The organism is Streptomyces sp. NPDC029836 (assembly GCF_055574495.1).
The window spans coordinates 257,856-284,508 of record NZ_JBVHZI010000009.1; the positions used below are offsets into that span (position 1 = coordinate 257,856).

Consider the following 26,653-nt stretch of genomic DNA (forward strand, 5'->3'; position numbering starts at 1 on the left):
TGTCACGGAAGCCTCTACAGTGTGCAGGCCGACCGCATCCCGGGACGGCCCGTGACGGTGGAGGGGCGCAGGAAATGACCGGAGTTGAAGGGCTGCCCGATGCCCGGGGCCTGTCCTCGTGGACCACGCGCCGCTGGCTGCGCGTGGGGGTCTCCGCGACCTTGGCCGTCCTCGCCCTGCTCGGGCTGACCGGGGCGTGGGTGCTGGGGCGGACGGCCTCCATCAGTGACGAGCTGGTGGACGTGCGGTCGCCGGCCCTGATGATGGCGATCCGGCTGGAAGCGGCGCTGTTGAACCAGGAGACGGGCATCCGCGGCTACGGTGCGACCGGCAGCCCTGACTTCCTGGCCCCCTACCAGCAGGGGTTGAAGGACGAGAAGGCCTCCGCCGACGGGCTCGCCCGACTGCTGGCCGGCAACGAGCCGGGGCTGCGGGACCTCCGGGCCGTCGAGGGGGCCGCTCGGACGTGGCAGGACAGGATCGCCGGTCCGGTCGCCGCCACCGCGCCCGGGGCGCCCCCGCGGTTGGACGCCGGGCGCGCCGAGGAGGGCAAGGCCTCCTTCGACGCCTTGCGGACGGCTATGGCCGGTCAGCAGGAGCAACTCCGGGCCGACCGGGCGAAGGTGCGCGATGACCTCGCGGGCGTCGTGGTCCTGCGCAACTGGGTCTTCAGCGCCATCGCCCTGGTGATCCTCCTCGTCGCCGGACTGGTCTTCGAAGGGTTGCGGCGCGGCATCACGGCGCCCCTCGGGCTGCTCGGAACCGATGCCCGTCGGGTCACCGGCGGCGATTTCGAGCACCCCATCACACCGACGGGTCCGGCCGATCTGCGCCGCCTCGGCGCGGAGATCGACTCCATGCGCCTGCGCCTCGTACAGGAGCTCGCCTTCACCGAGGAGGCCCGCCGGGCTCTCGACGCGCAGGCCGCCGACCTCAAGCGGTCCAACGCCGAGCTGGAGCAGTTCGCGTACGTGGCCTCGCACGACCTGCAGGAGCCGCTCCGGAAGATCTCCAGCTTCACCCAGCTCCTGCGGCGGCGCTACGGCGGGCAGTTGGACGCGAAGGCGGACCAGTACATCGACTACGCGGTCGACGGCGCGAACCGCATGCAGACGCTGATCAACGACCTGTTGGGGTTCTCCCGCGTCGGCCGCGTCGGTCACACCCACCAGAGCCTCGACCTGGACGCGGTCCTCACCCGGACGCTTTCCTCCCTCAGCGTCGGCATCGAGGAAACCGGGGCCGTGATCACCCACGATCCCCTTCCCACGCTGGTCGCGGACCCCACGCAGATGGGGATGCTCTGGCAGAACCTGATCGGCAACGCCATCAAGTTCCACCGGCCGGGAACACCTCCGGAGATCCACGTGTCCGCGGCCCTCGACGGAGCGCTGTGGCGGTTCTCGGTGACCGACAACGGCATCGGCATCGCTCCGGAGTACGCCGAGAAGGTCTTCGTCATCTTCCAACGGCTGCACACGAAGGACGCCTACTCCGGCAGCGGGATCGGCTTGGCGATGTGCAAGAAGATCGTCGAGTTCCACGGCGGCACCATCGCGGTCGACCCGGACCACCGCGACGGCACCCGCATCGAGTTCACGCTCGCGCAGGAACCGCCCACGGTTCACGACCCGTTCGCACCGACCGGAGCGGCCGACGGGCAGGCCTGAGGGGACGTTGCCCCGTCGGGGGCGCCGGCTCCGCGACCGCGGGGCGGGGTCAGTCGGCGAGCATGCCTTCGCGGAGCCGGTTCAGGGTGCGGGTGAGGATGCGGGAGATCTGCATCTGGGAGATGCCCAGGCGCTCCCCGATCTGTGCCTGCGTCATCTCGTCGCCGAAGCGCATCTGCAGGATGAGCCGGTCGCGGCCTTCGAGTTGGCTCAGCAGCGGGGCGAGGGTGCGGAAGTCCTCGAAGAGCTCCATCGCGGGATCCTCGCTGCCGAGCATCTCGGCGAGCGGCCGTGCGGCGGCCGCGGTGGAATCGTCCGCCTCCTGCTCCAGGGGCTGGCTGGAGTGGCCGTTGGCGGCGACCATGCCCTCGATCACCTCTTCGTCGGTGATCTCCAGGTGCTCCGCCAGTTCCCGGACGGTCGGCGCGCGGTCGAGGACGGCATGCAGGTCCTCCTTGCCGCGCGCCAGTGCGATGCGCAGCTCCTGCAGGCGGCGCGGCACGCGCACGGCCCAGGTGGTGTCGCGGAAGTGCCGCTTGATCTCCCCGGTGATGTAGGGAAGGGCGAGCGTCGCGAACTCGTTGCCGAGGGTGGGGTCGAACCGGTCGATGGCCTTGATCAGACCGATGGTCCCGACCTGGATGATGTCCTCGATGTCCGTACCGTCGGTGCGGTTGCGGAACCGGCGGGCCGCGAACTGGACCAGGGACAGGTTCATCTCGATCAGCGTGTTGCGGACGTACTGACGCTCGTGAGTGCCCTCGTCGAGAGTACGGAGCCGCTCGAAGAAGGTCTTGGAAAGGGCCCGGGCGTCTTCGGGAGCGACCTCACGGGGGTCCGCGACGCGGGGCAACGCTTCGAGGAGATGCGTGGTCTCCGTCACCGCTTCGCCCGTTCCGGCCGGCGCGTGGGTGGTGAGGGTGTCCATTTCATCTCCCCGAGTGAGTTGTATCCGTCGCCGAGGTCACCCCCCGGGACGCTGCTGTCCGTGCTGACGCACCCAGAGTTTTACGCCTGACACCCACACCAGTCAAGAAATACGCGAAACGAGTTTCATGAGTTCGGTTGCCGTGTACGCGGCGAGGGCTCGGCCGGGTCCTTCGGCCCCTACTCCCGGTGCGAACGTCCCGTTTCCGCGCGGCGCCCGTTTCAAAGCGCGTGGCGGGTGCAGAAGCAGCCTGACACCGGCTTCATTCGCAACGTAGGAGAAACATCGTGGGCATCATCGCTTGGATCCTCATCGGCCTGCTCGCCGGCTTCATCGCGAAGGCTCTGATGCCGGGCAAGGACCCGGGCGGCGTCATCATCACGATGTTCATCGGCATCGCCGGCGGTCTGCTCGGCGGCTGGCTCGGCAAGGTCATATTCGGCGTCGACTCCATCGACGGCTTCTTCCACCTCTCCACCTGGATCGCCGCCATCATCGGCTCCGTCATCCTCCTGATCGTCTACCGCCTGGTCACCGGCAACCGACGCGGGCACCGCCACGGCTGACCGGGTCCTCCGTCGACTTCTCTGCCCGGCCCCCTCACCGAGGGGGCCGGGCAGATGCCGTCGGCGGGAGGCTTCTCACCCGTGAAGATCTTGAACCGCGGAAAACGGGGAACAGGGACAGCAGACGCCCGTTCACGTACGCCGCCGCCGCACAAGGAGCCGCACCTCCATGAGCCCCATCCCGGCCCCGTTCCCCCGTCAGTCGCCGAGGGCAGCCGTCCGCACGCCCGCCCCGCCGGCCTACCCGGTAGGACTCGACGCGATGCTGGACGCCGTGTACGAGACGCACCGCCGCTTCCGGCACGGCGTGTACGCGGTACCGTGCACGACCTGTCACGTACCGGCCGGCGAACTGTGCAGGGCGCGGCGGAGCGTGCACGCCGCACGCAGGCAGGCCCACCGGGACCGCCTGGCCCAGCACGAGCGGACCCCGTTCCTGGCACCGCTGGCCGCCTAGTGCGGTCACAGCACTGGCGCGCGCGGGAACCGCACCTCGCCCCGGATCAGGAGTCGGACGGCGTCGCGGTGTGGTGCGGGTGCCCCTGAGTGCGGCGGATCGTCTTGAGCCGGGCCTCCAGGAGATGGTCGCGGCCGCCGACGACCTCCTCCACGATGTCGCGCTCCACCTCCGCGAAGGGCCGGTAGTAGGTGGAGTTGTACGCCTCGACGATCTGGAACGTCCAGTGGCCCGGGATCACGTTGCGGCCCACGATCTCCCGTTCCACCCGCCGGGCGTGCTCCTCGTGGCCCGCCTCGCGCAGCAGCCGGACCGCGTCGCCGAGTTCGAAGTCCGCCGTCCCGGTCAACTGGTGGAAACCGTAGAGGTGGCCGCGGGCCCGCTCCGTCGTCTCCAGCGCCTTCGAGAGCGCGCCCAGGGCGCGCACCGTCTTCTCGTCGACGCCCTCGGGCGTCCGGTGTGCCGGGTCCATCTCGCGATTGCTGTCCATGGGAGGAGTCCTGCCCGGGGAGCGGCGGGCCGAGCGGTCGGTTGGACCGAGCGGCGTACGACGGCCCCACCGAACGGGTGGGCGAGGGACGGACGGTCGGGGACGGACCGCTTTCGCGCCTGCCGGGGTCCGGTTTCGGACTGTACCGGTACGTAACCGGGGCGACCCGTACTGACCGTTGTTCAATACCCCCGTACGGGCGGAGATCGAGACGGGAAACGGCCGATGGCCTTATGGGTGCAGCAGCGCCACCAGGACCTCCACGAACACGCACTGGACCACCTCCACGCACTGCACCGCTTCGACGGGCTCGACGACGCGGCCACCCGCTTCTGCTGGCACCCCGAGCAGGCCGACCGGGCCGTCACGCACGGGCTGGTCTACCGCATCGACGGCCTGGACCACACGATCGCCGTCCACTCCGGCGCACCGCCTGCCGAAGTGATCCGCGTCGCCCACCGCCCCTGGACCCTCCTGCTCCACCACCACGGCCGCACCGCCCACCACGCCTTCAACGCCCCCGCGACACCGGAGGCGTTCTCACGGATCGTCACCGCCCTCGACCGCGCCGTCCAGGACCAGCGGGCCGCCGACCCGTCCCGGACACCGGCTCCGTAGGGACTCCCGAGCGGTCCCGAAGGGGTGGCGCGGGGCTCACCGGTTCGCGCGCAGCGTGCGCATGCGGCCGTACGCGTACACGCAGCCGGCGAGCGCGAGGTCGGACAGCAGCATGAAGCCGATCGAGTACGAGCCCTTGGCGCTGTGGATGGCGCCCATCAGCAGCGGTGGTACGAATCCACCGAGGCCGCCGACGGCACCCACGATGCCGGTGACGCTGCCCACCTGCGCTTGTGGGGTGACCTGGGAGACGAGGGCGAAGACGCTGCCGCCGGCCGTGCCGAGTCCGGCCGCCATCAACAACAGGGCGCAGGTGCCGACGGGGGCGAGGGGCGGGTCGAAGGCCTGCACCACGGCGAACAGGGCGACGACCGCCAGGGCCGCGGCCGTGACGAGGGCCGGGTGGAAGCGGTCCGACAGCCGACCTCCGATGGGTCGGAAGATCACGGTGACCAGGGCGAAGCCGGCCGCCTTGGTGCCGGCGTCGGTCGGGGTGAGCTCGTACCAGGTTTTCAGGTACGTCGGCAGGTAGACGCCGAACGCCACCACTCCCCCGAACCCGATGGCGTACAGGGCCGACAACTCCCACGTCACCCTCAGCCCGCCCGCCTGCCGGAGCCGGGAGATCAGCGGGGCGCCGGGCACCGGGCGCCCGGGGCGGTCGGTGATCAGGATCGCGGCGAGCACCGCGTACACCGCGAGGGCGCCGGCGACCACGACGAAGGGCAGGTTCTCGCCGTGCGCGGCGATGCGCGGGGTGAAGTAGCCCGAGAGGGCGACGCCTCCGGTGCCCATGCCGAAGACGCCCAGCGCGAAGCCGCGCCGCCCGGGCGGGAACCAGGAATTGACCAGCGGGACACCGATCGCGAACGTGGTCCCGCCCAGGCCGAGCAGGAGGGCGACCACCAGGAGCAGGACGAAGTCGTCCTTGACCGGGATCAGCAGGAGCACCGGCACGATGGTGAGCGCGGACACCAGCGGAAACATCAGCCGGGCGCCGTAGCGGTCGGTCAGGGCGCCCGCCGGGATGCGTCCCACGGAGCCGACCAGGACCGGGATCGCGACGAGCAAGGACTGCTGGAACGAGCTGAGGCCGAGCCGGTCCTTGTACCCGGCGGCCAGCGGAGCGATCAGGTCCCACGCCCAGAAGGTGAGCCCGAACCCCACCGTCGCCATGATCAGATTCCGGTACGCCACGGCGGAAGGCTGCTGTTCGCTGTCCACGCCCCAAGTCAAGCCGGCGCGGCCCCGAGCGGCACGTAGAACTGCGCCGTACAGGTCTACCGCGCGGCAGACCTGCCGCGACCGGGGGACGTGGCCGAACGTGGGCGCTCGTCCGTCGGCGCGGCGAGCCACCACACCGCGACCTACTATGAAAATCCACGATCAACCATGTCATTTCCGGCAGCTCCGGGGTTCCCCCGCGAGCAGCCGGCCCGCCCGGGAGGCGTGATGACCGGATCCCCCGACACGGCCCCGCAGTACACGCACGGCGACCCCGAGGACTTCCTGAAACAGCTCGGCGGCTCCTGGCACTGGGCCCTCGGATTCGCACTGGCGACCCTGATCCCCGGCATCCTGGTCCTCGTCTGGCCCGACGAGACGCTGCACATCCTGGCCGTGATCATCGGGCTCCAGTTGCTGGTCGCGGGCGGCTTCCGGTTCGTGACCGCGTTCTCCCACAGCGACGACCGCGGCAACAGCCGGTTGGCCGGCGTCCTCATCGCCCTGCTGGCGTTCCTGGCGGGCGTCCTGGTCCTGCGGCACCCCATGCAGACCATCGGCGCGCTGTCGCTGATCGTCGGGGTCTTCTGGTTGCTGACGGGAGTCCTCACCGCGTACGTCGCGATCGCCGATCGCGCGCTGGTCCACCGCGGCATGCTCCTCGGCGTGGGCCTGCTCGGAGCCGTCGCCGGCATCGTCGTGCTCTGCTTCCCGGTGAACTCCGCGATCGCTCTGACGCGACTCCTCGGGCTGTGGCTCGTCCTGCTCGGCGTGTTCGAAGTGGTGATGGCGCTCGCGCTGCGTTCCACCACCCGCCGGAACGCGGATGCGGCCGGCGGTGGGGATGTCGTCCCGTAGCCCTCGGTCCCGCCGCGTCCGCCGCCCCGGTGCGGCCGTGTCGGCCGCCGTCGGACCGCGACCGGTTGGTTGGATGAGGGCATGAGCCATGTGCACTGGCTGTTCGGCGACCAACTCGGCCCGCACTTCACCGCCACGGCCACCGGCGGGCCGCCGAGGAACACCCGGTGGCTGCTGATCGAGTCCCGGGCCGTGTTCCGACGTCGGCGCTTCCACCGGGCCAAGGCCCACCTGATCCTCAGCGCCATGCGGCACCGGGCGGCCGATCTCGGCGCGAGCGCGCGGTACGTCGCCGCGGAGACCTACCGGGAGGGTCTGGCGCGGGCCGCCGGCACCGATCCCGTCTCCGTTCACCATCCGACCTCGCGCGCGGCCCTCGCCCTGGTCACCTCACTGCCACAGGTCACCGTCCACCCCGCCCGCGGGTACCTGGTCGGTCACCGCGAGTTCGCCGACTGGGCGGCGCGGCAGACGGGCCGACGGCGGCTCCAGGAGAACTTCTACGAGAACACCCGGCGCGCCCACGACATCCTGATGGACGGGGACCGGCCGGCGGGCGGCCGCTGGAACCTGGACCACGAGAACCGCGAGCCCCCGCCCCGGGGCCGGGAGACGCTCGGCGCGCCGGCCCCGTACCGGCCCCGGGAGGACGGGATCGACGAGGAGGTCCGGCGGGATCTGGACCGTTGGGAACGGGAGGAGGGCATCACCTTCGTGGGCCGCGACGGTCCCCGGCTCTTCCCCGCGAGCCGTCGCGAGGCGCTGGCCGCCCTCGATCACTTCATCACGCACCGCCTCGCCGGTTTCGGCGCCCACGAGGACGCGATGCTGGCCGGCGACCCCGTGATGAGCCACAGCCTGTTGTCCTCCTCCCTCAACCTCGGTCTCCTCGACCCGTGGGAGTGCGTGACCCGGGCCGAGGACGCGTGGCGGGCCGGGCACGTGCCGCTCAACAGCGCCGAGGGGTTCATCAGGCAGGTGTGCGGCTGGCGCGAGTACGTGTGGCACCTCTACTGGCACCTGGGCGAGGACTACCGGCACCGCAACGCCCTGCGGCACACCGCACCGGTACCCGCGTGGTTCCGGGAGTTGGACGCGGACGCCGTGCGGGCCCGCTGCCTGTCGAGCGTGCTGACACAGGTCCGGGACACGGGCTGGACACACCACATCCCCCGCCTGATGGTCCTCGGCAGCTTCGCCCTCCAGCGGGGCTGGGACCCGGTCGAGGTGACGGACTGGTTCCACCGGTCGTTCGTGGACGGCTACGACTGGGTGATGCTGCCGAACGTGGTGGGCATGTCCCAGTACGGGGACGGCGGACTGATGACCACCAAGCCCTACACCTCGGGCGGGGCCTACATCCACCGGATGAGCGACCTGTGCGGCGGCTGCCGGTACCGGCCCACCGACCGTACCGGCGAACGTGCCTGCCCCTACACCATCGGCTACTGGAGCTTCCTCGACCGGCACCGCGCCCGGCTGGAGGGGAACCCCCGCATGGCCCGGGCCGTGAGCGGTCTGGACCGACTCGGTGATCTGGACCAGCTCGTCCGCGCCCATCGCGAAGCGGGCGCCTCCCCGCCCTGAGGACGCGGCAGGGCCTCTCCCGTACCACCGGGGCGCCCCCGGGGTCGCCCGGTGTGGGCCACGGCGTCCTTCTGCGGTTCCGTCGCCGCCGGCAGGCTCAGCTTCGGCTCAGCCCGGCGTTCGTCCCGGGCCGCTCCGGCGGACGTTTACTTGGCGGAGGCCCTTTTGGCGGAGGCTTCTTTGGCAGACGCCTCCAGCCTCGCCCGGTACTCCTCGTACCAGGCCGCGTCACCACCGTCCATGTTGTCGTTGGTCTCCCGCATGCCGACCTTGCCGTCGATCAGTTCGCGGACGATGTCGGCGTGGCCGGCGTGGCGGTGCGTCTCGGCCGTCATGTGCAGCATGACGCGCTGGAGCGTCGCGTCGGCGTTCTGGTCCCACCACGCGACGTGGCCCATCGCGTCGAGCGGCAGTGCCTCGATCGTCGCGTCCGCGTGCGCCCGGGCCCGGCGGTAGAGGTCGACGATGTCCTCGCGCGATTCGTCGGCGGTGGCCCACATGTCCGAGTTGGGCTCGGAGTCCTCCTCTTCCCAGGGGTTGGATTCGGTGTGGGGGCGGCCGAAGGTCGGGCCGAAGTAGCCGAGTTCGCCACAGGCGAGGTGTTTGACGAGGCCGAGGAGGTTGGTGCCGGTCGGCGTCAGGGGGCGTCGGATGTCGTACTCGGACAATCCGTCCAGCTTCCAGATGAGGGCATCGCGTGCCGCGTCGAGGTAGCGGTGCAGGTCGTCCTTGGGATCGTTGGGCTTCATGGGGTGAGTCTCGCACCACCGGCCGCCGGCGGTCGCTCGGTTTCACGGACACCTGGTAGGCGCCCGCGCGCTGCGGGGGAGCACGCACGTGTCGATTTCCCGCGTCCGCCCGGCGCCACGGGAGACCATGGGGCCGGGCGGCCGGGTCGTGCCGCCCGGCCCCTTCACGTTCGGAGTGCCCAACGTCCGGTCCGAAGCCGAGCCGGCGAGCCGGCGAGCCGGGGGCGTGCGGCGGTTCTTCGTCCGCGATCCCAACGGCCGGGTGATCAACGTGTTGGGTCAGCGCTGACCGGCCCCGTACGGATCCGGTGGCTCGGCCGCTACGGCTTCGCCGCGTCCGCCCCCGCTGTCTTGGCGTGCCCGTCCCGGGCGAGGGAGCTGGGCCACCAGCTCTTCGGCCCGATGTCGATCACGAGGGCGGGCACGAGGAGGGAACGGACGACGAGGGTGTCGAGGAGGACTCCGAAGGCGACGATGAAGGCGATCTGGAAGAGGAAGGCGAGCGGGATGACCATGAGGGCGGCGAAGGTGGCGGCCAGCACCACGCCGGCCGAGGTGATGACGCCGCCGGTGGTGGTCAGGCCGCGCAGCACCCCCTGCCGGACGCCGTGGGTGAGGGTTTCCTCGCGGACCCGGGACATGAGGAAGATGTTGTAGTCGACGCCGAGGGCGACGAGGAACACGAATCCGTACAGGGGCACGGAGGCGTCCGTGCCACTGAACCCGAGCAGGTGCTGGAAGACCAGCGCGGAAACGCCGAGGGTGGCCAGGAAGTTGAGGGCCACGGTGGCCACGAGCAGGACGGGGACCAGGAGGGAGCGCAGGAGCAGGACGAGGATCAGCAGGATGATGGCGAGGACGATCGGGACGATGAGGGTCCGGTCGCGGGCCGCCGTCTGCTCGGTGTCGTACTTCTGGGCGGTGTAGCCACCCACCAGCGCTTCCGCTCCGGGCACCGCGTGGACGCGGCTCCGGAGTTCGGCGACGGTGTTCTTCGCGGCGTCGCTGTCGGCGGCCGCGGTGAGGGTGGCGTCGATGCGGATCCTGCCGTCGACGACCAGCGGCTCGCCGCCGCCGGGGCGACCAGCGGCGGTGACGGGCGCGGCGGAGGCGACTCCGTCGGTCCCCCGGACCGCCGCTTCCACCTCCTTGGCCTTGGCCGCGTCCACGATGATCACCGCGGGCTGTCCCGACCCGCCGGGGAAGTGCCGGCCGAGAGTCTCCTGCGCGGCGACGGAGGGTGCGTCCTTCACGAAGATCTCGTCGAGGGGGACGCCCCGAGAGTTGAGCGTCGGCGCGAAGGCGGCGAGGACGACCAGGAGCAGGGTCGTCGACACCCAGACGCGGCGCGGCGCCCGGTCGATGAGGCCGGCGACGCGGCGCCAGAGCCGGTGGCCCTCCGCGGTGGCGTCGGCCGGCTTCGGCGTGGCGGGCCAGAACGCGGCGCGGCCGAGGAGGACGAGGACGGCGGGCAGGAACGTCAGGGTGGACAGGACCGCGCAGACGATGCCGATGGCGCCGACCGGCCCCAGGGCCCGGTTGTTCGTCAGGTCGCTGGCCAGCAGGGCGAGCAGGCCGAGGGCCACGGTGGCGGCGCTGGCGGTGATCGCGCCCGCCGAGCGGCGGAGCGACGCCACGGCGGCGGCCGTCCGGTCGTCGCGGGCGGCGAGTTCCTCCCGGAAGCGGGCGGCCAGCAACAGTGCGTAGTCGGTGGCGGCGCCGATGACCAGGATCGACAGGATGCCCTGGACCTGGCCGTCGACCCGCACGACGCCGTGGTCCGCCAGAGCGTAGACGACCGCGCAGGCGAGGCCGAGGGCGAACACGGCGCTGATGATGATCACGAGCGGCAGCAGGAGGCTGCGGTAGACGAGCAGCAGGATCAGCAGGACGGCGCCGAGCGCGACGCCCAGCAGGAGCCCGTCGATGCCGGCGAAGGCGTCGGCGAGGTCGGCCTGGGTGGCGGCCGGTCCGGCGACGCTCGCGCTCAGTCCGGGTACGGTCCGCGCGGCGGCGCGCACGTCGTCCAGGACGGCGGGCAGTTCCTCGCCGAGGTCGGGGGCCAGGGGCACCACGGCCTGCAGGGCCGAGCCGTCGTCGGAGCGCAGGGCCGGGGACGGCGCGGAGGTGACGCCCTCGCGCCCCGCGAGGGCGGCCACGGCACGCCCCGCCGCCTGCTGCTGTCCGTCGGTGACGGCGCCGCCCCCGGGAGCCTGCCAGACGACGATCGCCGGGACCGACTCGGAGCGCTCGAAGTCCTTGCGCGCTTCGACCACCTGCGTGGATTCGGCGCTCTGCGGCAGGAAGGCGGCCTGGTCGTTCGTGGCCACTTCGCCGAGCTTGCCCGCGTAGGGACCGAGCGTTCCGCCGATGCCGAGCCAGATCACCAGCAATACGACTGGTACCAGCCAGCGGGCCCATCGCGGTGTGTGCGTCATCAAGGTCTCCCCAAGTTACTCAATGATGAAGTATCTCAATCATCGAGAGATCATATGCTGGTGCCATGCCAAGCGCCGACACGCCCCTGCCCGTACTTCCGTGCGATGACCCGATCGGATTGCAGTCCTTCGCCGTACTGCTGCGCGCGCTGAACGCGGAGTTCAACCGGATCTCCCAGGAGTTCGCGCAGGCGCAGGGGCTGCACCTGACCGACGTGCAGGCGCTCATCGCGGTGCTCGACGCGGAGCACGAGGAGGACGCCGGACCGATGACGCCCGGGCGGCTGGGCACGCGGATGAACCTGACGTCCGGCGCGGTGACCGCCTGTCTCGACCGGCTGGAGAAGGCGGGTCACATCAGCAGGGTGCGTTCGGCCGACGATCGACGCGTGGTGCACGTGCACTACGCGCAGGCGGGCCGGGTCGCGGCGCGCGAGTACTTCCGTCCGCTGGCCACGTCCACCGATGCCGTCCGGGCCCAGTTCGACGCCGATGAACTGCACGTCGTGGTGCGGTTCCTGGCCGAGCTGAACCGCCGGCTCGCCCTCGTACGGCGCTGAGGGCGAGCCGGCGGCGGGATGCCGCAGGGGTGGTCACCAACTCCAGATGCGGGCGATGAAGAACCCGGCGACCATCAGGGCCCCGATCACGATGAGCAATACGAACACCCCCGGGTGCTCCCACAGGCCCCCGTCCGCCCGCTCGGGGTGCGCGGACGCGGTCGAACCCTCTGCCGGCGGGGTCTCGCCCGGCGGTACTCCGGATATGGACATGCGCTTCTCCGTCCCTCGGCTGGTAGTACGAGTCACCTCGGTCGCGCGCCCGACGCGGCCCTCCGTCACCGACCGGGCAGGTGGGCGTCGAGGGTGGTGAGCGCCGTCCGGGGCTCTTGACCGACGCCGGCGGCCCGGCCGGGATGGCGCTTCTGCCAGTAGGGGTTGTCGTGCGCCAGGCCGCCGCTGACCCGGCCGTACATGCCGAACGTCATGATCAGCAGCCCCATCAGGAAGCTGAAGATCACGTTCGACATGCCGAAGTCGAGGATGTTGCCCGGCCGCCCCAGGAGGAACAGGTGGACGAATCCGCTCAGTACGAACAGCGCCCCGACGCCGATGTTGACGTTGGACGCGACGTTTCCCCCGATCAGCGCGGCGACGAACAGCAACAGCCCGACGACCACGGAGATCGCGCTGAGCAACCCGTTGGTGGACAGCCCGGCGACGCTGCGCCCGGCGGTGTCGAAGGAGGACAGGCTGTCGGCGAATCCGAGGCAGCCGAACACGAGGAGGAGGACTCCGCACAGCGCGGCGCCGATCCGGTAGACCCGGCTGAGGGGATGGTCGACGGGGAGTTCGTCTCGCAGGTTCATCGGCACTCCCACTGATCATGACTCCGGTCCCGAGAGAACCAGAATGACGACGTGGCTGGATGCCGACAAGTTGCACTGCTTGTGCAGCGGATCGACCTCGCCGCGACCCGGCGATGCCCGGATCTGCGACCACGAAGGGGTGCGGCGGAGGTCTCTAGCCACAAGGAACCGTTGCTGGGATTTCAGCGACTGTCAGTGGCTGTATGTTCACTCGTTGATGATCGATGAACTTGGGGCGGAAGCCGGTTCGTTGGCGCGGTGGCAGGTGCATTGGCGCAACCCGCGGCGGGAGGTTTCATGGTGCGCGGCTGATCCGGTGCCGGCGGGTCTGCCGACGCCGGCGGAGTGGGCGCATGCGCACGGTACGCAGCTGGGACAGCCGGTGCTGCTGCGGGCCGATGGCTGGTCGGTACCGGAGGTCAACGGGTTCTTCGCCTCGGCTCGGATGCGTAACGCGAGCACGGGCACGCGGAGGAAGTACGCCTTCGCGGTAGCCGTCTGACCGGGATTCCTTGATGCGGCGGGCCGGGCCTGAAGGGCGAGGCGACATGGCTGTTGAGCGCGTCCTGTGAACGAGTCTTGTAGTCGACCCGTCCTGCCGGCTCCACGCTCAGCTTCAGTCTCCTCGCCGTCACGCAGGCAGTTTCAGCTCAGGAGAGGATTGCCCCTGAGGTTCGCTTCCCCGCACGGCCAGGGGCCCTCGGCCAGGGAGCCCAGCGGTGTACGGAAGACCAGGACCTCGTTGTCCAGGGAGACAACGACACTGCCTTCGCTCGCCAGTAGCGCACGACCGATAACCGCTCGGCTGTCATCCATGGCGAACAGCTCGTGTCCGGCGAGATCCGTGTCCACAGCGAGCAGCTTGCCGTCTCGCCAGAACACCGCGGTTCCCTCGCAGTCCATCGCGGGGTAGGACGTGTAGTAACCCGTCAGCGGCGGCCCGTCCACAAGGCTGTTGTCCGGTGCGAGCCGCCGAAAGCGTGATCGCGAAGGCAGGCTGTTTTCGAGCTCCGGGCCGCGGACGCCGCCGTTCTTGTCGACGAGCATTGCCCCATGGCTGGCCCAACGCGCGGTTTCGACGCCGTCCCGGCCGAAGCGGCCGGTCGTGAAGGCACCGTAACCCTGGGATCCGAGCAGGAACTGGCCAGGGCCAGCTATCGCCTTCCGGCCTGTGGGAGCGGGAGCGGTGACCGAGACGGTCTCGCCACTGTCGAGGTCGAGGAAGAACGTCCTTCCGATGCCACCCCGTGTGTCGGTGAAGCTGGCTGCGATCCGGTCGGCCGATACGAGCAGTGGCTCCCAGTGATCAATGCCGATCTCCTCCGGGACCCAAGGCCTACGCGGCCGGACCTCCCATCCGGTCCGGTCTCCCATCTCCACCACGCCCGGGAACGACACCGCACCGAGCGCAATGGGCGTGGACCAGAGACACTCCCCCTCTCTCGTGTACCGGGCCACGCGAGGCTCCGGTACAGAGGTGGGTCGGCTTCGTTCCCTACGGACCATGCGGGAGCCGCTGACCCAGGAAATGACGAACCCGTCGTCGAGGAGGACGAATGCGCCGATCTCCTCATCGGCGCGGCACTCCGGGCGGACGGTGGGCCCAGTGGAGCCGTCCGGCAGAACACCTTCCAGGAGCTGACCGTCGCGGTCTGGGTAGGCGAGCCACAGCGCGCCGTCCGCGGCCAGCCGGGATTGCGGCTTGCCTGTCCCAGGGTATGTCCGCTGCCACGCCACCTTGCCTGAAAGGTCGACCCTCGTGATGACGGTCGCCAGCGGATTCGGGCCGTAGCCGGTCACGGTCAGTGGCCCGGAGGGGTCGGATGTGGCCACAGCCCGGATCTGGCCCGGCATGGTGAAACGTGATGAGAGGGTCATGCGTCCGCATCTTGCCGCATGTCTCCGTCCGCTGCGGTTGGGCCCTCTGCAGCGCTCGTCTGGAACGCTCAGGGGCCAACTGCAGTGCTCAGTCACACACCGGCTTGGCGTGGGGAGCTACAGACGAGCCGTGATCGATTGATGCTCGGCAACAGCTCGGAATAGGCGAGAGAAGCGGCGGACGGCACCGCTCTCCAGTTGTGCGTCGCCGCCACCCCTGAGGGTGGCGGCGACGTCCCCCGTTGCGCAACAAACGTATCGATACGAAACGAACCGTTGCGGTTCCGCCACGATGCCGGCGCGCGCCACCCTTTGTCAACACGAGACGTAGCGTTGCGTGGCGTTAGGATCGACTCGTGCCACCTGCCATCCGCAACGAAGACGCGCGTCAGGCCATCCTCGACGCGACCGTCGCCCTCTGTGTCGAACGGGGTTTCGCCACGACCACCATCGAGGGCATCGCCGGACGGGCCGGCGTGGGCAAGACGACGATCTACCGCTGGTGGCCGTCCAAGGCCGCCATCCTCATCGAGGCGATCGAGGCGGCGCGGGACGCGTCCGCCGGCTTCCCCGACACCGGCGACATCCAGGCCGATCTGGTCACCCAGACCACCAACGTGATGAGCCTCTTCCAGTCGGACTTCGGCACGCTCTGGCGCGGCCTGATCGCCGCCGCGCAGAGTGAGGAGGCCGCCGCGGAAGGGGTCACGCGCATCCTGCGCGTCGCCATCGACGGGTGCGTGGCCCGCCTCGCCACGGCCCGCGCGGCCGGCCAGATCCGGGGCGACCTCGACCTCGAACTCGTCGTCGAACTCGTCTACGGCCCGGTCTACCACACGTGGCTGCTGCGTACGCGCCCCATCCCGGAGGGGTACATGGCGTCGGTACTGGCCACGCTCATGCCCGCGTTCGCGCCGACCCCCGAGGGGGCCTGACGCGAACGAACGGGCCGGGCGACTTGCGACTCCGGGACGTCAGAACGCGTAGACCGGGTTGCCGTTGAGGGTCGCGGACATCACGCAGGCGTTGGAGAAGGTGTGCTTCCACGCGACGTGATGGCCGCGCAGCACTCCGTTCGCGGTGACGGTGACCGGGTCGTGGATCATCGGGCAGGCCCGGTCCGGATCCGGGGCGGCCAGCAGGTGGTTGAGCTCGCCGTCGGTGGCGTTGAGGGCGTCGCACGCGGCCCGGGGGGCGGGGTGCGTGCCCTCGGCGGTGTAGGCGCAGCTGAGGGTGGTCGCGCGCAGGACGGTGCCGGTGGTGTCGCTCGCGCCCTGGGTCACGGTGAAGACCATGGCCGAGGGGGCGTACAGGCTCGCGGGCTGGGCCTGCGCCGCGCCGGTGGCGCCTGCGAGGCAAAGGAGCGCGGCTGCGGAGACGGTCGCTAGGCGGTGACGCACGACGGAACTCGCTTTCGATTCGAAGGTTGATTGCGGCGCTGCATCTCTTATGCAGTGCTCAACTAGGTTTGAGGCTGCCAGACTTGAAGGAAGGTCACCAACCGAGGATCGCTTTACGGACAGGTCATCCGCATATCGGATCGCCACCGGCCATCCCCGCAGCTCGTGGCGTGCGCCCCGCCCCTCCGGACCGCACGCGGACACGGCCCACCTCGGGCCAGGACCTGCGCCCGAACACCACCCGCCCTGGTGACGGCCGCGCGCGATTCACCGGGCCGCCATGCAGGGTGACGCGATTGATGCGGTGACGAAGCGGGCCGACGGGGGTCATAGCGGTCGTCCGGCTCGCCCACCAACCGCTGCCGCGTCCCCGAAAGCGCGTACGAGCGGTGACGTTCAGCGAGATTCGGGCGGCTCCGGGGTGAGCCGTCCCACAGGACCCACGTCACATACGAGCCCGGATAGTAGGCCGCGAAGGTCCGCGGCGGCGCTCCGCGCCGGCCCGCGCCCGCCCTCCTGCCCGCGGACCGGCCGACGGGCTGTCGGTCCCCGGCTGCGAGGGCGGGTAGTAGAAGGGCTCGTTGCCAGGCAGGTGGGGCGTCGGTAGAACTGGATGAGTCGCCGGGCGGCACGGGTGCTCCACCCGCCGCTGACGAGCCCCTCTCCACCGCGTGAAGGGATCACGCATGCCCTCGGCATGCCGCGACCGTCCTCGTCCCCTGTGGAAGGTTCCCCGTGTCGAACACCGTCATCCGCCGCATCGCCGCCTCGAAGAAGGCCCTCGCGGGCACCGTCGTCGCCCTCGGCGTCGCAGGCTCGATGCTCGCCACGGTCCCCGCCCAGGCGGCCCCCACGAGCGCCAAGGCGATCGCCCAGCAGATGATCAAGGACCCGGCGCAGTTCGCGGCATTCAACAACATCATTTCGCGTGAGAGCGGCTGGAACCACACCGCGACGAACGCCTCCTCGGGCGCCTACGGCCTGGTCCAGGCCCTCCCGGCCTCGAAGATGTCCTCCGCCGGCTCCGACTGGAAGACCAACCCCGCCACCCAGATCAAGTGGGGCCTGGACTACATGAACTCCCGCTACGGCAGCCCCGTCGGCGCCTGGAACTTCTGGCAGACCCACCACTGGTACTGAGCCGGCGGTAACGCCCCCACACCCGCGCGTGCACGCCCGTCCGGAATCCCGGCCGGGCGTTTTCGCGTACCCACCCACCAGTGTGCGGTAACCCGTCACCGTGCCGAGCTGTTCGAGCAGCCGCTGTACGACGGCCCCGACGCCAAGGCGGCCGCGCTCGTCCACACCCTCGGGCGTTGCCGCGCCGGCTGGAGCGCTCCCACTTGGCCGTCGCCGCGGCCACCGGTGTCATGCACCTCGAAGCCGCCGGGATTCACGCCGCACCCACCCGTGACGATGCCGTCGCCCTCCGGGACCTGCTGCTCGACCCCGCTTGCACGGCGTCGGGCCTCGCCGCCCTGCTGCGGAGCCGGCCCACCACCACCTGACGCCCACCGGCACGGGCCGGTCAGCTCAGGCGCACCTCGATGGTGATGGTCTTGCCGTCGGCGAACGGGCTGACCTCGACGCGTTCGGCGAGGCGCTGGATCAGCGGCCAGCCGAAGCCGCCCGGGTAATCGGGCGCGGCCGGGCGCGCGAAGGGGACCTGGGAGTTCGCGTCGGTGACGGACAGCTGAAGGGCGCCGTCCACGATGCGGGTGCGAAGGCGGGTGATGCCCCCGCCGTGGCGGATCGCGTTGGTGATGAGTTCCGAGGTGACGAGGAGGGCGTCCGCGGCCGTGACGCTGTCGAGGTCGATGCCCGCCTGCCGGAGCAGCTCGGTGACCTGCCGGCGTGCGGTCGCGGGAGTGACCGCGGCTTGCGCGTGGTCACCCCTTCGGTCCGTGGGGTCGGACAGGTCATCGGTCGTTGTGGGCAGGTTCATCCCGACATCGCCAGCCCTTGGTCGTGACGAACACGCCGCTTTGACGTGCTTCGGTGGAGCGGAGCGCTCAGCATGTCATCGCGGTCTCCAGGCTGTCCGTCATACGGAAGGCGAGCACGGATCCGGTGACCTCGAACAGGCGGCGGACGGCCGGCTGGAAGGGGCCGGCGAGGACCAGTGCCGAGCCCGCCGCGGCATGGTTCCTCTGGGCTTCGAGCAGGACGTGCAGGATGGAGGAGTCCGCGAAGGAGGTTCCGGACAAATCGACCACCGTGCGATCGGCGCCACTTGTCACGGCCTCACCGAGAGCCCGGGCTGCCGCGGGCGCGCTCTCGTCGTCGAGGTCGCCGTGAAAGTGGACCACGGGAATGCCTTCGCGGCCGGCCACGGTGACCACGGGTGAGTCTCCAGTCATTCCGGCATTCTCCTACACGCCCGGACGGCCCCCGGCACCGGTATGGTCGCCGACGCGTTCGGCCCCCCGCACACCACCATGATCGGCGTAACACGCACGGATGACCGGAGGTACCGGCGTTCGCGACCGGGGGCACAACGACCTTGCCCGGCGGCGCAGTCGACCGTCGGATCAATACGACTGTCGCCGTTGGAAGCCCCCTTGTGGGGGCCGGAACGGCCCATTCGATGCACATGCGGTGCGAGCCCGCGTGGCAGGGGGGCGCGGTTGCCAAGGGAGTGGTTCATGAAGGATGGTTGCCTGGGGGCAAGGATCTCTTCTTCTAGGCAATTGAGGTGAGGGGTTCGCGCAGCGGACCTTCAACGTTTGGTGAATCTCGCCCAGGTAGTCCCTCCGACCGCGCCCGGCTCTCCGTGGAGCAAGGCTCCCTACCCCGTGCTCATCGCGGACGCCCGGTCAGTCGTGGTGTTCGTCAACGAGGCGGCCGGGCTGGTCTTCCCGGACGTGCGCGCGGGATCGGCGTTGATCGGCGCCGTGCCGAACTGGCTGTCCGACGCGCACGCGCGTCACCTGCTCACCGTTCCCGCACCTCGCCCGCCGGACTCCGTCGCGGACCGCGTCGTCCAGGGCCGGGTGGGGGATCGCGTCTACGAAGCACATCCCACCACGGGCAGCGACGAAACGGTGGCGTGGTGGCTCGTCGATGACACCGACCACCGGCTGGCGCGCGAGGCCCTGCGGATGGAGCGTGAGCGCACCGCCTTCCTCACCGAGTCGTCGAACCTGTTCCTCTCCTCCCTGAACCTGGAGCGGTGCATGGACGTCACGGCTCAGATGGCCTCCGAGCACCTCGCCGACGCCGCGCTGGTGATCGTCCCGTCCAACGGTCCCGAGCTGCCGGTGGTGACCTGCCTGCGCGGCGGAACGCCGACCTCGTCCCGGGTGGCCGGCGCCCCGGAGGACGTGCCGGGGCTGGGCGAGGCCCTTCAGGGCTTCCCTCCCGTGCCCTCCCGCTGGATCGATCCTGACGCCGCTCCGACCTGGTTGATCCCGGAAGGCTTCGGTGAGGTCGGGTCGATCGTGATCACCCCGCTGCCCGGCCACGGCGTGCCCGCGGGCGCGCTGATCCTGCTGCGCGGGCCCCGGAGCGCCGCGTTCACGGAGGCCGAGGAGGTATTCGCCCGACTGTTCGCCGCCCGCGCCGGGGCCGCGATGTCGGCGGCCCGGTTGTACTCGGAGCAGGCGTCCATCACCGAGACGCTGATGCGGGAGCTGCTGCCCCCGTCGCTGCACCACGTCTGCGGCGTCGAGTACGCGGGCGGCTACCGGGCCGCCAAGGACCACGAGCGCGTCGGCGGTGACTTCTACGACGTCCACCCGTCCGGCGTGGAGGGCGAGGCGTCCCTCGTCGTCCTCGGGGACGTGTGCGGCAAAGGACTCGAAGCCGCCGTGATGACGGGGAAGATCCGCAACACCCTGCACGCCCTGCTGCCGATGGCGGACGACCACCAGCGGGTGTTGAGCCTGCTGAACACCTCGCTGCTGAACACGCACAACGCCCGCTTCGCGACCATGGTGCTGGCCTCCGCCGCCCGCGAGGGCAACGTCGTGAAGCTGCGGCTGACCAGCGCCGGCCACCCCGCTCCGCTGATCGTGCGGACCGACGGCAGTGTCGAGGAGGCGCCCACCCGGGGCACGCTGGTCGGCGCGCTGCCCGAGGTCACCGCCGCGACGGTGCCGATGACCCTGGCGCCCGGTGAGACGTGCGTGCTGTACACCGACGGGATCACCGAGGCCCGCGGCGGACCGTTGGGCGGCACCATGTTCGGTGAGGCCCGGCTGCGCCGGGCGCTCACCGAGTGCTCGGGCATGCCCGCCGAGGCCGTCGTCGAGCGGGTCCAGATGCTCGCCTCCCAGTGGGTGGGGGCCGGCCGGCACGACGACATGGCCGTCGTCGTCATCTCGGCTCCCCGCACCAACCACCTGAGCGCGGTGAACGGTCACACGCGGGGCAGGTTCACCGCATGACGACGGATCCGGCGAACCCGCCGACGCTCGAGAACTTGACGGAACGGCTGTGGGAGGCCGTCCACCCGGGCAACGCACCAGACGCGGCAACGACGGTCCGTCGGGCGCTCGACGACGGCGCGGATCCGGAAGGCGTCCTGCTCGATGTGATAGCCGTCGTCCAGGGCCGCGTCGGGGAGGAGTGGGCCGCCAACAGGAGCAGCGTCGCCCAGGAGCACGCCGCCACGGCCATCAACGACCGGGCGGTGGCCCTCGTCGCGCTGCACCCCCGCGCGCGCACCGAGCCGACCCGGGGCGGGATCACGGGGGCGTGCGTCGACGGCGAATGGCCCGGCCTCCCGGCCCGGCTGCTGACCGAGGTGCTGCGCCTGCGCGCCGGCAGGTCGACCACCTCGGCGGCCAGGTCCCCACACCCCACCTCGTCACGCACATCCACCGGACGGGACCCGACGTCGTCGCCCTCTCCGGTTCCCTCGCCCGGGAGCACACCGCCGAGGACTTGGCCCACATCGTGGAGTGCCTCGCGACGACCCTCTACACCGATGACGTGGACCTCTTCGGCGAGTTCCTGGTGTGGACCGCGGGCGTCCTCGCCGCCCGCGGCGTCCCCGCGAACAGCCTCCTGCCCACGTTGGAACTCCTCGGCCGCGAGCTGAAGGACTTCCCCCGCGCCGCCGGCATCATCCGATCCGGCTCCGCGCGCCTGACCCGTACACCTCTCACCGCCGCCGGGACCCACTCATGACCAGCACCCCTTCCAGCCGACTCCACCTGACGTGCGTCAGCACCCACGACACCGTGTCCCTCGAACTGCGCGGCGCCCTGGACCGCCACTGCGGCGACCTCCTCCTGGACGCCGTCGGCCGCGTGTTGGCCGAGTCCGTCGGTCTGCGCCGGCTGCGGCTGGACTGCACGGACCTCGCCACGGTCGACACGACCGGGCTGTCGGTGCTACTGATGATCCGGCGCCGGACCGACGCGGCGGGCGTACGCCTCCACCTCGACCACCGCTCCGCGCAGCTGGACCGCATGCTGCAGGTGACCGGTACCCTGGACCACCTCGACGCACCGGAGGCAGGAGGCCACTCCGGATCCGCCGCGGGGCAGAGACCGTCCACCGCTTCGGAGGAATCCATACCGGCCCGATCCGGCCGCCCGGAACCCAGCAGCTGAAGCACTCACGCGCTGACCCACCGCCGGGCGAACCGCTCGTGTGAGGAACCACAGATGCCCGTACCGGCTCCGCTCCCCCGGCCGTACCGAAGCGACCGTGACGCGGCCCGCTCTGTCAGCGACATCGTCGAACTCCTCGACGTCATGTGGGAAGCCGCCCGCCAAGGCGCCTCGGCCGGCCCGGCCTCCGCCTCGCAACTGCGCCTCATGTACGTGGTCGGCCGGCAACCCGGCATCCGGATGCGCGCCTTGGCCCACCTGCTCGACGCGGCCGCCCCCTCCATCACCCGGCTCTGCGACCGGCTGGAGGTCATCGGGTTCCTCGAACGCCACCCCTGTCCGGGCAACGGCCGCGAGCTCACGCTGAAGTTGACCCCCGCCGGGGAGGAGCACCTGACGCGGATACGGGAACGCCGCGAACACATGCTCGCCCACGCCCTCGACGCCATGCCCGCCGACCACCGACAAGCCCTCGCCACCGGCCTCGGCGCCCTGCGCCTGGGCATCGACGCGACAGCGGCCTTCCCCAGGCAGCAAACCCCCCTCGAACTGACCGGCACCCCACCACGGCAGCGAGCGGCGCTCCCCCGTCCCGACGACCCCGTCACCTCCTGACCAGGCCGGCGTGCCCGGCGGGTCGAGGACGTGGCCCTCGACGTCGAGCGTGGTGGCCGTCGGGCCGGGGCGCTACGACGGCGGCTACTCCTTCCAGGGGGAGTTGCTGCTGATCATCTCGGCGCCGGCCACGTCGTGTCGGCGTTGCGGTACCCGTGGGAGGTGCGCGACCTGGAATGGCGCAGGGGGACGGATCTTCGGCTGGTCCTCGCGCCGTGGGAGGACGGCTGCGCTCCTCGGGCGTCGCGAGGGGTGACCCGGGAGGGGGTCGCCTGGAACCGCGAGCCGCGGGTTCTCCTCCACCCCGGTCAGGGGGCGGTGCACGACTCCCCCATGCCGGCTTGCGGACCGGTATGCCGAAGCCGGACGGCTCGACGGCGCCCACGTCGTGCCCCGACAGCGCCGTCCGCTCAGACCGCGCCGATGGACTTCAGGTGCGGGGCCGCCTCGTCGGCGGTGTACGGGGAGGCGAAGGTGAAGGCACGCGGGGAGGGACCGTGGGCGCGCAGGTCCGCCAGCCGTTCCAGTGCCTCCTCGACGGTCGGACGGTGGCCGGCGGGAACCCACCAGAGGACCAGGTGTGCCTCGACGTGCCGTACGAACCATTCGCGGCGACGCCTCATCGCCTCCAGGTGCCCGCTCCGGTAGGCGAAGTCCCACAGGTCCTCCTGGGTCTCCCACACGGACATGTTGACGATGACGTCCTCTCCGGCCGGGCGCAGCTCGGTGGCGTCGGCCGCCCCTTCCTCCACGAGCCGCCACACGAACCCGGGGGTGCCGTCGGCGGCGGAGTTGACCGGGTCGAGCAGCTCGACGAACGGCGCCATGCGCGGGTCGTCGAGCGGGTGGCGGAGCGTGGCGACGTTGAGCTGGGCGAGGTGGGCGGCGCGGCCGTGTCGGGATGCGGTCATGACCTCATCCCAGCACGGCGGGCATTTCTATGTCAATCAATGTTGTTTTTAGATTCCTCGATCACCACGCAACACTCTCCCGGCCGGGCCTCCATCCGGGCGCGGACGGCGCCGTCCGTACCGAGCAGCCCCTCCAGCAACGCCAGGTTCATACCGCAGACGAGGGGCGGGAAGCTTTCGGCGACGGCGTGGAAGGGGCAGTTGCGCATGCGGACGACGGGTTCGATCACCTCCCCGGCGTGCCCGTCGGCGCCCTCGGCGCCCTCCAGGCGCGGTTCGTAGCCGCGGGCGGCGAGCGCCTCCATCGCCGCTTCGAGGTCGGCGCAGGGCGCCATCGCGCCCCGCAGGGCCTCACCCCGTCGGCGCGCGGCCCGACGGAGCGCGTCATCCAGGCCCGCCTCCTCGGCGGCCTCGGCCAGCAACTCGGCGGCGGTGCGGTAGTCGCGGGCGGGCAGCGACACCGACCGTTCGGCCCGCGCCCGGGTGTACACCTTGGCGGGACGACCCGCGCCTGGTCCCGAGCGGCCCGTCAGTCGGCGGCTGCCGGTGTCGAGCAGGCCGACGTCGGCCAGCTTGTCCAAGTGGTGCGCGGCGAGCGTACGCGCCACCCCGGCCGCCTCGGCGGCCTCGTTGCGGCCTACTTCCCGGCCCTGCCCCACCACGTACTCGTACAGGCGGCGCCGCACCGGGTCCTGCAACACTGCGATCGCATCGATGTCCTCCACCTGCCCATTCTAAGAACGACGCGGGTTGGACATAGACCGACGGTAGCGGCGCGAGAACTGCCGGGGCGGTTGCGCGGCGGGCCGATCGCGCGGCGAGCGTACGGATGCGGCGCGGCGACGCGTACGGATTCCGTACTGCGCCGACACCTCCGGAGAACCGTGTACCCCGCACCGCCCGCGCCCTCCGATCGGCGCCCCGGGACGCACGCCCGGCGCCGCCCGGGACGCCCCGGAGCGGGTGGCGTACCACCGGCCGGACAGGTGACTTCGGCCCGGCGGGCCCGGCCCGACCAGTTGATCTTCGACAGAGTGAGGGATCGCACACCCCACACGATCGGAGCCCGACCCATGTCCCTGCGCCCGCGCCGCACCGCCGTGGCCCTCACCCTGTCCGCACTGGCACTCACCCTGCTGCCCGCCGGCGCCCGGGCAGCCGCCTTCCCCGTGACCCCGGCTCCCCTCGCCTCCGCCACCCTCACGAAGGCCACTCCCACGAAGGCCACTCCCACGACGGCGCAGGTGGACACCTTCCTCACCAAGTACCGGAGCGCGGTCCAGGGGTCCGGCCCCGAGGCCCCCGCCGAGGTGCGCGAGGGCTACCTGACGCCGGCGGTCAACGCCGCGCTCGACCAGTGGGCCGCGGCCCACGACGCCGACCCGGTCTTCCGCGCCCAGAACGTCCCCGACTCGTGGACGGTGTCCGACGGCGGCAGTTCCCCCACCGCCGCGACCGTGATCGTGACCCAGAACTGGGGCGACGGCACCACCTCGGACGTTCGGTACGAGGTCCGGCTCCCCGACCTCCGGATCACCGACCTGACCGGCCCGCCGGCATAGCTCCGCGCGCCGCGACCCGACCCTGCCCTGACCCGCCCCGGGGAGAGTGGGAATGAGGTGCATCCACCCGGCCACCCACCGCAGAAGACCTCGCGGGACCGACAGCAGCAGTCCTCGTCCCGACGGCCCCGGCTCACCTCCCGGTCCGCTGCGGCAAGGCCCGCGGGGACCGCTTCGACACGGCGAGGAGACCCTCGCGCGTGGAGGGGGCGGAGGGGAAGGAACCGGCGGAAGCGAAACCGGCGGCGACCACCGAGGGCGACCCTGTCGTCGTAGTCTTGCCGGGCGGCGCCGGTCGACGATCGCTGCCCGGGGTGGATGGACAGTTCGATGGCAGAGGTCATGGCAGAGGTCACAGTGAAGCGCACGGACCAGACGGCGTTCCCCGGCACGGTGCGTTCGGTACGTGCGGACGGGCTGCCGTCGGCGCTGTCGCACCCCAGGCGCCTGAAGGCGGTCGCGGCGACCGGTCTGCTCGACACCGGCCCCGAAGAGGCCTTCGACGACCTGGCGCAGATGGCCGCGACCCTCACCCGGACCGCCCGGGCGTTCATCACCCTCGTCGACGACCGGCGCTCCTTCTGGAAGTCCTGCGTCGGCGTGGACGCCACCACCATCGAGGAGCGGCAGAACCCCGTCCGGGAAAGCTTCTGCTACTTCCTGGTCGATCTGGTGGGCGAACCCTTCATCGTGGAGGACGCCGCCACCGACCCGCGTACCCGCGAACACCCCTCGGTCGCGCCCATGCGGATCGGCGCGTGGGCCGGGTACCCGATCCTCGGCCCGGCGGGCGAGGTCTTGGGCAGCATGTGCGTCGTCGACGAACAGCCCCGGCGCTGGGAGCCCGCCGAGCTCGTCTCCCTGTCCACGATGGCCCGCGCGGTCGGCAACGAGATCAACCTCCGCACCTCCCTCGACGAGGCACAGGCAGCCCTGACGGCGACCCGCGATCTGGCCCGCAGTCTCCAGGACAGCCTCCTGCCGCCGTCCCTGCGCCCCGTACCCGGACTGGACACCGCCGCGCACTACGCCCCCGCCAGCGGGGACGCGAGCGTGGTCGGCGACTTCTACGACCTCTTCCAGGCCCGGGGCATCTGGTGGACGGCCGTGATGGGGGACGTGTGCGGCAAGGGCACCGAAGCCGCCAAGATCACCGCCCTGGCCCGCTACACCCTGCGCGCCGACGCCGGTGAGCACCTATCGCCGGCCGAGGTCCTGCGCCGACTGAACGCCGCGATGCTCGCCCAACGCGCCCCGCGCTTCCTGACGGCGGTCCACGCGACGTTCCGCCGGACCGAAGCCGGCGCCGCGGGCCGCCTGTGCCTGGCCGGCCATCCCCCGGCCCTCATCCGTCGGGCCGACGGTCGCATACAGCAGCTCGGCCGGGCGGGTTCCCTGCTCGGGGTCTTCCCCGAGATCGAGATCAGCGACGTCCGTTTCCGCCTCGCCCCCGGCGACCTGCTGCTCCTCTATACGGACGGCGCCTGCGAGGCCCGCCCCGATCCCGACGCCCCCGGCAGAACGCGGGAGATGTTCGGTGAGGAGCACCTGGCCCGTACGTTGGCCCGCACCACCGGCCTGGACGCCGCCGATACCGTCGCGAAGATCGCCGACGTGCTGGCCGGCCACCACGACGGCTGGGCCAGCGACGACACCGCCCTCCTCGCCCTGCGCGTCCCGCCGAAGCCCTGACCGGGCCGGCCGACGCGCGGTCACCGAAGCGGGTCGACGCGCGGTCACCGAAGCCGGTCGACACCCGATCCCCGAAGCCG

At 71.2% G+C, this 26,653-nt stretch carries 29 protein-coding genes and 2 pseudogenes; 18 read left to right on the forward strand and 13 right to left on the reverse strand.

Annotated features, from left to right (window positions below):
* Window positions 1–74 precede the first annotated feature (74 nt).
* Window positions 75–1,670 carry a sensor histidine kinase gene (locus ACZ4XJ_RS25650; protein WP_362876134.1) on the forward strand — a complete coding sequence of 532 codons (1,596 nt, stop codon included), beginning with the start codon at window positions 75–77 and terminating at the stop codon, window positions 1,668–1,670.
* 49 nt (window positions 1,671–1,719) lie between these two features.
* Here the strand turns inward: ACZ4XJ_RS25650 and ACZ4XJ_RS25655 are convergent, their stop codons facing one another.
* Window positions 1,720–2,598 (reverse strand): SigB/SigF/SigG family RNA polymerase sigma factor, encoded by an 879-nt coding sequence (locus ACZ4XJ_RS25655; protein WP_362876135.1) that lies wholly within the window; start codon window positions 2,596–2,598, stop codon window positions 1,720–1,722.
* Window positions 2,599–2,885: 287 nt separating this feature from the next.
* Between ACZ4XJ_RS25655 and ACZ4XJ_RS25660 the strand changes: the two genes are divergently transcribed.
* A complete protein-coding gene (locus ACZ4XJ_RS25660; protein ID WP_362876136.1) occupies window positions 2,886–3,164 on the forward strand; it encodes a GlsB/YeaQ/YmgE family stress response membrane protein in 279 nt (92 codons plus the stop codon).
* Window positions 3,165–3,333: 169 nt separating this feature from the next.
* A complete protein-coding gene (locus ACZ4XJ_RS25665; protein ID WP_362876137.1) occupies window positions 3,334–3,621 on the forward strand; it encodes a hypothetical protein in 288 nt (95 codons plus the stop codon).
* A 46-nt stretch (window positions 3,622–3,667) separates the two neighbouring features.
* Here ACZ4XJ_RS25665 and ACZ4XJ_RS25670 read toward each other — a convergent pair whose 3' ends face one another.
* A complete protein-coding gene (locus tag ACZ4XJ_RS25670) occupies window positions 3,668–4,111 on the reverse strand; it encodes a hypothetical protein (protein ID WP_362876138.1) in 444 nt (147 codons plus the stop codon).
* Between the two features lie 225 nt (window positions 4,112–4,336).
* Here ACZ4XJ_RS25670 and ACZ4XJ_RS25675 point away from each other — a divergent pair, with 225 nt between their 5' ends.
* Complete coding sequence (locus tag ACZ4XJ_RS25675) at window positions 4,337–4,729, forward strand: hypothetical protein (RefSeq protein ID WP_468497504.1); 393 nt, start codon at window positions 4,337–4,339, stop codon at window positions 4,727–4,729.
* Window positions 4,730–4,765: 36 nt separating this feature from the next.
* Here ACZ4XJ_RS25675 and ACZ4XJ_RS25680 read toward each other — a convergent pair whose 3' ends face one another.
* Window positions 4,766–5,905: an MFS transporter gene (locus tag ACZ4XJ_RS25680; protein ID WP_362876159.1), complete on the reverse strand. Its 1,140-nt coding sequence runs from the start codon at window positions 5,903–5,905 to the stop codon at window positions 4,766–4,768.
* Between the two features lie 276 nt (window positions 5,906–6,181).
* On the opposite strand from ACZ4XJ_RS25680, the gene ACZ4XJ_RS25685 reads away from it, so the two are divergent.
* Window positions 6,182–6,811 carry an HdeD family acid-resistance protein gene (locus ACZ4XJ_RS25685; RefSeq protein WP_468497505.1) on the forward strand — a complete coding sequence of 210 codons (630 nt, stop codon included), beginning with the start codon at window positions 6,182–6,184 and terminating at the stop codon, window positions 6,809–6,811.
* An 81-nt stretch (window positions 6,812–6,892) separates the two neighbouring features.
* Window positions 6,893–8,398 (forward strand): cryptochrome/photolyase family protein, encoded by a 1,506-nt coding sequence (locus tag ACZ4XJ_RS25690; protein ID WP_468497506.1) that lies wholly within the window; start codon window positions 6,893–6,895, stop codon window positions 8,396–8,398.
* A gap of 146 nt (window positions 8,399–8,544) precedes the next feature.
* Here the strand turns inward: ACZ4XJ_RS25690 and ACZ4XJ_RS25695 are convergent, their stop codons facing one another.
* Window positions 8,545–9,147, reverse strand: a complete 603-nt coding sequence (locus ACZ4XJ_RS25695; RefSeq protein ID WP_362876142.1) for a DinB family protein — start codon at window positions 9,145–9,147, stop codon at window positions 8,545–8,547.
* Window positions 9,148–9,235: 88 nt separating this feature from the next.
* Here ACZ4XJ_RS25695 and ACZ4XJ_RS25700 point away from each other — a divergent pair, with 88 nt between their 5' ends.
* Window positions 9,236–9,436 (forward strand): VOC family protein, encoded by a 201-nt coding sequence (locus ACZ4XJ_RS25700; protein ID WP_362876143.1) that lies wholly within the window; start codon window positions 9,236–9,238, stop codon window positions 9,434–9,436.
* Window positions 9,437–9,467: 31 nt separating this feature from the next.
* On the opposite strand, the gene ACZ4XJ_RS25705 is transcribed toward ACZ4XJ_RS25700, so the two are convergent.
* The gene (locus ACZ4XJ_RS25705; RefSeq protein ID WP_468497507.1) at window positions 9,468–11,585 is read right to left on the reverse strand and encodes an MMPL family transporter; all 2,118 of its coding nucleotides are present in this window, start codon (window positions 11,583–11,585) and stop codon (window positions 9,468–9,470) included.
* Window positions 11,586–11,650: 65 nt separating this feature from the next.
* Between ACZ4XJ_RS25705 and ACZ4XJ_RS25710 the strand changes: the two genes are divergently transcribed.
* Window positions 11,651–12,145: a MarR family winged helix-turn-helix transcriptional regulator gene (locus ACZ4XJ_RS25710; RefSeq protein ID WP_468497508.1), complete on the forward strand. Its 495-nt coding sequence runs from the start codon at window positions 11,651–11,653 to the stop codon at window positions 12,143–12,145.
* Between the two features lie 33 nt (window positions 12,146–12,178).
* Here ACZ4XJ_RS25710 and ACZ4XJ_RS25715 read toward each other — a convergent pair whose 3' ends face one another.
* Entirely contained in the window at window positions 12,179–12,358 is a 180-nt protein-coding gene (locus ACZ4XJ_RS25715) for a DUF6480 family protein (RefSeq protein WP_468497509.1), read from the reverse strand.
* A 65-nt stretch (window positions 12,359–12,423) separates the two neighbouring features.
* Window positions 12,424–12,954, reverse strand: coding sequence for a DUF4383 domain-containing protein (locus ACZ4XJ_RS25720; RefSeq protein ID WP_362876147.1), 531 nt, complete (start codon window positions 12,952–12,954; stop codon window positions 12,424–12,426).
* Window positions 12,955–13,171: 217 nt separating this feature from the next.
* Between ACZ4XJ_RS25720 and ACZ4XJ_RS25725 the strand changes: the two genes are divergently transcribed.
* Window positions 13,172–13,456: a hypothetical protein gene (locus ACZ4XJ_RS25725; protein WP_468497510.1), complete on the forward strand. Its 285-nt coding sequence runs from the start codon at window positions 13,172–13,174 to the stop codon at window positions 13,454–13,456.
* Between the two features lie 143 nt (window positions 13,457–13,599).
* Here the strand turns inward: ACZ4XJ_RS25725 and ACZ4XJ_RS25730 are convergent, their stop codons facing one another.
* Window positions 13,600–14,832 carry a hypothetical protein gene (locus ACZ4XJ_RS25730; RefSeq protein ID WP_468497511.1) on the reverse strand — a complete coding sequence of 411 codons (1,233 nt, stop codon included), beginning with the start codon at window positions 14,830–14,832 and terminating at the stop codon, window positions 13,600–13,602.
* 356 nt (window positions 14,833–15,188) lie between these two features.
* On the opposite strand from ACZ4XJ_RS25730, the gene ACZ4XJ_RS25735 reads away from it, so the two are divergent.
* A complete protein-coding gene (locus tag ACZ4XJ_RS25735) occupies window positions 15,189–15,767 on the forward strand; it encodes a TetR/AcrR family transcriptional regulator (protein ID WP_468497512.1) in 579 nt (192 codons plus the stop codon).
* A gap of 39 nt (window positions 15,768–15,806) precedes the next feature.
* On the opposite strand, the gene ACZ4XJ_RS25740 is transcribed toward ACZ4XJ_RS25735, so the two are convergent.
* On the reverse strand, window positions 15,807–16,232 hold the full coding sequence (locus ACZ4XJ_RS25740) for a subtilase-type protease inhibitor (RefSeq protein WP_362876151.1): 426 nt from the start codon (window positions 16,230–16,232) through the stop codon (window positions 15,807–15,809).
* A gap of 735 nt (window positions 16,233–16,967) precedes the next feature.
* On the opposite strand from ACZ4XJ_RS25740, the gene ACZ4XJ_RS25745 reads away from it, so the two are divergent.
* Together ACZ4XJ_RS25745 and ACZ4XJ_RS25750 are read left to right on the forward strand one after the other, a co-directional pair.
* The gene (locus ACZ4XJ_RS25745; RefSeq protein WP_319191172.1) at window positions 16,968–17,372 is read left to right on the forward strand and encodes an aggregation-promoting factor C-terminal-like domain-containing protein; all 405 of its coding nucleotides are present in this window, start codon (window positions 16,968–16,970) and stop codon (window positions 17,370–17,372) included.
* Between the two features lie 45 nt (window positions 17,373–17,417).
* A pseudogene (locus ACZ4XJ_RS25750) lies at window positions 17,418–17,740 on the forward strand (fic family toxin-antitoxin system, toxin component).
* A gap of 20 nt (window positions 17,741–17,760) precedes the next feature.
* Here ACZ4XJ_RS25750 and ACZ4XJ_RS25755 read toward each other — a convergent pair.
* Window positions 17,761–18,177 (reverse strand): ATP-binding protein, encoded by a 417-nt coding sequence (locus ACZ4XJ_RS25755; RefSeq protein ID WP_362884313.1) that lies wholly within the window; start codon window positions 18,175–18,177, stop codon window positions 17,761–17,763.
* A gap of 67 nt (window positions 18,178–18,244) precedes the next feature.
* On the reverse strand, window positions 18,245–18,592 hold the full coding sequence (locus ACZ4XJ_RS25760) for an STAS domain-containing protein (RefSeq protein ID WP_468497513.1): 348 nt from the start codon (window positions 18,590–18,592) through the stop codon (window positions 18,245–18,247).
* Window positions 18,593–19,027: 435 nt separating this feature from the next.
* Between ACZ4XJ_RS25760 and ACZ4XJ_RS25765 the strand changes: the two genes are divergently transcribed.
* From ACZ4XJ_RS25765 to ACZ4XJ_RS25780, 4 genes and pseudogenes are all read left to right on the forward strand, one after another.
* Window positions 19,028–20,620, forward strand: coding sequence for a PP2C family protein-serine/threonine phosphatase (locus ACZ4XJ_RS25765; RefSeq protein WP_468497514.1), 1,593 nt, complete (start codon window positions 19,028–19,030; stop codon window positions 20,618–20,620).
* A pseudogene (locus tag ACZ4XJ_RS25770) lies at window positions 20,617–21,365 on the forward strand (cobalamin B12-binding domain-containing protein). The gene ACZ4XJ_RS25765 and the pseudogene ACZ4XJ_RS25770 overlap by 4 nt, the downstream one beginning before the upstream one ends.
* Window positions 21,362–21,793 carry an STAS domain-containing protein gene (locus tag ACZ4XJ_RS25775; protein ID WP_468497515.1) on the forward strand — a complete coding sequence of 144 codons (432 nt, stop codon included), beginning with the start codon at window positions 21,362–21,364 and terminating at the stop codon, window positions 21,791–21,793. Before ACZ4XJ_RS25770 ends, ACZ4XJ_RS25775 begins: the two are co-directional and overlap by 4 nt.
* Window positions 21,794–21,847: 54 nt before the next feature.
* The gene (locus ACZ4XJ_RS25780; RefSeq protein ID WP_362884320.1) at window positions 21,848–22,408 is read left to right on the forward strand and encodes a MarR family winged helix-turn-helix transcriptional regulator; all 561 of its coding nucleotides are present in this window, start codon (window positions 21,848–21,850) and stop codon (window positions 22,406–22,408) included.
* Window positions 22,409–22,818: 410 nt separating this feature from the next.
* Here the strand turns inward: ACZ4XJ_RS25780 and ACZ4XJ_RS25785 are convergent, their stop codons facing one another.
* Both ACZ4XJ_RS25785 and ACZ4XJ_RS25790 read right to left on the reverse strand, forming a co-directional pair.
* On the reverse strand, window positions 22,819–23,319 hold the full coding sequence (locus ACZ4XJ_RS25785; protein WP_468497516.1) for a DUF3291 domain-containing protein: 501 nt from the start codon (window positions 23,317–23,319) through the stop codon (window positions 22,819–22,821).
* Between the two features lie 32 nt (window positions 23,320–23,351).
* Window positions 23,352–24,044, reverse strand: a complete 693-nt coding sequence (locus ACZ4XJ_RS25790) for a helix-turn-helix transcriptional regulator (RefSeq protein ID WP_468497517.1) — start codon at window positions 24,042–24,044, stop codon at window positions 23,352–23,354.
* Window positions 24,045–24,392: 348 nt separating this feature from the next.
* Here ACZ4XJ_RS25790 and ACZ4XJ_RS25795 point away from each other — a divergent pair, with 348 nt between their 5' ends.
* Window positions 24,393–24,881, forward strand: a complete 489-nt coding sequence (locus tag ACZ4XJ_RS25795; RefSeq protein ID WP_468497518.1) for a hypothetical protein — start codon at window positions 24,393–24,395, stop codon at window positions 24,879–24,881.
* A 342-nt stretch (window positions 24,882–25,223) separates the two neighbouring features.
* Entirely contained in the window at window positions 25,224–26,573 is a 1,350-nt protein-coding gene (locus ACZ4XJ_RS25800) for a PP2C family protein-serine/threonine phosphatase (protein ID WP_468497519.1), read from the forward strand.
* The last annotated feature ends 80 nt before the right edge of the window (window positions 26,574–26,653 follow it).